The following is a 2,073-nucleotide window of genomic DNA, read 5'->3' as shown; positions in this document are numbered from 1 at the left end:
TCTACTTCAGCCCCTATTGAATAGCCATTTTTCATGAGTAGGTATCGATGGCAGCAGCAGGTGCGGGCGAACTGATTAAAGTGGTCGCCTTATTGGGTTCGGCGGTGATTGCCGTGCCTTTGTTCAAAAGGCTGGGTTTGGGCTCGGTGCTGGGTTATCTGGCCGCAGGTCTGGCCATCGGCCCCTTTGGTTTGAAATGGTTTGACGACCCGCAGGCGATTATTCATGTGGCCGAACTGGGCGTGGTGATGTTTTTGTTTGTCATCGGCCTGGAAATGAAGCCTTCGCATCTGTGGGGTTTGCGCCGGCAGATTTTCGGCTTGGGCAGCATGCAGGTGGTGCTGGCCGCGGTGGTGTTGAGCCTGGCCGGTATGGCCTTCGGTTTTCCTTGGCAGGTGGCGTGGGTGAGCGCGTCGGGTTTTGTGCTCACTTCCACGGCGATTGTGATGCAGGTTTTGGGTGAACGCCATGCGCTGGCCAGCCCCGCCGGGCAGCGCATGGTGTCGATTTTGCTGTTTGAAGACTTGTTGATCGTGCCTTTGCTGGCGATGGTGGCTTTTCTGGCGCCAACCAGCGCCGAGCACATCGCCGCGGCCGGCGAGGCCGGTGCTTCGCTGTGGACCAGCATCGGCATGGCCTTGCTGTCGGTGGCCGCCTTGGTGGCCGCCGGCTTGTGGCTGCTCAACCCTTTATTCCGCATTTTGGCCAAATCCAAAGCCCGCGAGGTGATGACGGCGGCGGCGCTGCTGGTGGTTTTGGGGTCAGCCCTGCTGATGGAGGTGGGCGGTTTGTCGATGGCCATGGGGGCGTTTCTGGCCGGCGTGCTGCTGTCGGAATCGTCTTTCCGACATCAGCTCGAAGCGGATATCGAGCCTTTCCGCGGCCTGCTGCTCGGCCTGTTTTTCCTCGGCGTGGGCATGGCTTTGGATTTGAAGGTGGTGGCGCAAAACTGGCCGTTGATTCTTTCGGGGGGGGCGGTGTTGATGGTGCTGAAAGCCGCCGTGATCTACCTGGTGGCGCGGCTGGCGAAAAGCAGCCACGCCGAGGCGCTGGAACGTGCGGTGATGATGGCACAGGGCGGTGAGTTTGCTTTTGTGCTGTTTTCCGCTGCCGCTGCGCAGGGCGTGATCAACGCCACCGTGCATGCCAATATGACCGCCATTGTGGTGTTGTCGATGGCCATTACCCCGCTGATGCTGATTCTGCACCAACGCTTTGCCCGTGGCAGTGGCGTGTCGCTTGACGGCGTGGACAGCGTGGAAAACGGCGAAAATCAATTGCGCGGCAATGTGCTGGTCATCGGTTTCGGCCGCGTCGGCCAAATCGCCAGCCAAGCGCCGATTGCCTACGGCGCAGAGATTTCGATTATCGACAACAACCCCGATGTGATCCGCGAAGCCGGCGGTTACGGCTTTAAGGTGTATTACGGCGACGGTTCGCGTGAAGATGTGCTGCACGCGGCCGGGGCGCATCATGCCGATTGTATTTTGGTGTGCGTGGACGATGCCGCCGCCGCCACCCGTATTGCCGCCGTTGCCAAACACCGCTGCCCGGCTGCCAAGGTAATTGTTCGCGCCCGCGACCGCCGCCATGCGCTCGAGTTGGTGAAAGCCGAAGCCGACTTCCTGGTACGCGAAACCTTCGATGGCGCCGTCAGCATGGGCAGTGAGGCCGTGAAAGCGCTGGGGGCGGATGAGGCCGAAGCCGATGCCATCCGTAGCCGAGTGCGCCGCGCCGATGCCGAGCGCTTTGCTTTGGAAGTGGCGGGCGACGAATTTGCCGGCCGTGCCTTATTGCTGAAAAATACGCCGCCGGCGCACTGAATCGCCGACGGGCGCCAATCCGCCCGCCCCTTTTTTGCGAGCTGCCCACACCGGTTTGCCGCAGGGTTTAGAGCTGTTTCGATTTAATTAATTACATACCCAGCCGATCTGAAGTAATTGGCACACTCTTGAGCCGAGAACAAATCAACCAGCTGCCCCATGCGCCGCCACAGCGCACCCACCGTGCGCTCGCCCGCCCTGCGCAGCAGCGCCTTGAACTTGGCAAAAAGCTTCTCAATGGGGTTCAGAT

1 protein-coding gene is annotated in these 2,073 nt (G+C 60.5%); it reads left to right on the top strand.

Annotated elements, in window-relative coordinates; all coding sequences use genetic code 11:
* The first annotated feature begins 47 nt into the window (after positions 1–47).
* Positions 48–1,823 (top strand): monovalent cation:proton antiporter-2 (CPA2) family protein, encoded by a 1,776-nt coding sequence (locus HMPREF9371_RS10790; protein WP_009120186.1) that lies wholly within the window; start codon positions 48–50, stop codon positions 1,821–1,823.
* Positions 1,824–2,073 lie beyond the last annotated feature (250 nt).

This window comes from Neisseria shayeganii 871, assembly GCF_000226875.1.
GTDB lineage: Bacteria > Pseudomonadota > Gammaproteobacteria > Burkholderiales > Neisseriaceae > Eikenella > Eikenella shayeganii.
This window is presented reverse-complemented; position numbering and strand designations above follow the sequence as displayed.

What these genes read in the sequence shown, in the direction of transcription:
- HMPREF9371_RS10790 (WP_009120186.1), top strand. Translation starts at nt 48, where the DNA reads ATGGCAGCAGCAGGTGCGGGCGAACTGATTAAAGTGGTCGCCTTATTG.